The organism is Neisseria sp. P0009.S007, assembly GCF_051962515.1.
In genome coordinates this window covers 1-827 of record NZ_JBQCVF010000764.1, presented here as the reverse complement: position 1 = coordinate 827, position 827 = coordinate 1, and the positions used below count along the sequence as shown (strand labels likewise).

At 58.8% G+C, this 827-nt stretch carries 1 pseudogene; it reads right to left on the bottom strand.

Annotated elements, in window-relative coordinates:
• A pseudogene (locus tag ACTHS3_RS16210) lies at positions 1–827 on the bottom strand (chromosome segregation protein SMC); the annotation flags it as partial.

Sequence of the window (827 nt, the reverse complement as noted above, 5' to 3'; positions counted from 1 at the left end):
TCGCGTTCGATGCGTTGGTGCAGGTTTTGCTGATGGCGGATTTGTTCTTCCAAACGGGCAATCTGCTCGCGCAACACGCCACGTTTGTTGCTCAATTCGTGTACTGCCTGCTGCTGCGACTGTTCGGCAGTCTGCAAGGCGTGTACTTCGTCGTTTAACGCCCGAACCTGCGCGGCAGTTTCGTCCTGCTGCGCCTGCAAAGACTGATGTTGTGCGGTCGCCTTGTCGGCGGCAGCAAGCGATTGCTGCCATTGGGCGTAATCGAGCAAATCCTGTTGTTGGTTCAACTGCGCGGTCAGGGATTTGTAGCGTTCGGCGGTTTCCGCCTGTTTCTCCAGCTTTTTCACCTGACGCGCCAACTCGTTCTGCAAATCGCCCAAACGCTGCAAATGCTCGCGCGTGTCTTTCAGACGACCTTCCGTCTCCTTGCGGCGTTCCTTGTATTTGGACACGCCCGCCGCCTCCTCGATATAGGCGCGCAACTCCTCCGGTCGCGCTTCGATGATGCGCGAAATCATCCCCTGCTCGATAACGGCATAACCGCGCGCGCCCACGCCCGTACCCAGAAACAAATCGGTAATGTCGCGACGGCGCACGGTCTGATTGTTGATGAAATAAGTCGATTCGCCCTGACGCGTCAGCTGCCGCTTGATGCTCACCTCGGCATACTGCCCCCACGCCCCCTGCAAACTGTGGTCGCTATTGTCAAACACCAGCTCCACCGAAGCCCTCGGCGCAGGACGGCGCGTTGCCGCACCGTTAAAAATCACGTCCTGCATACTCTCGCCGCGAAGCTGCTTCGCCGAAGCCTCGCCCAACACCCAGCG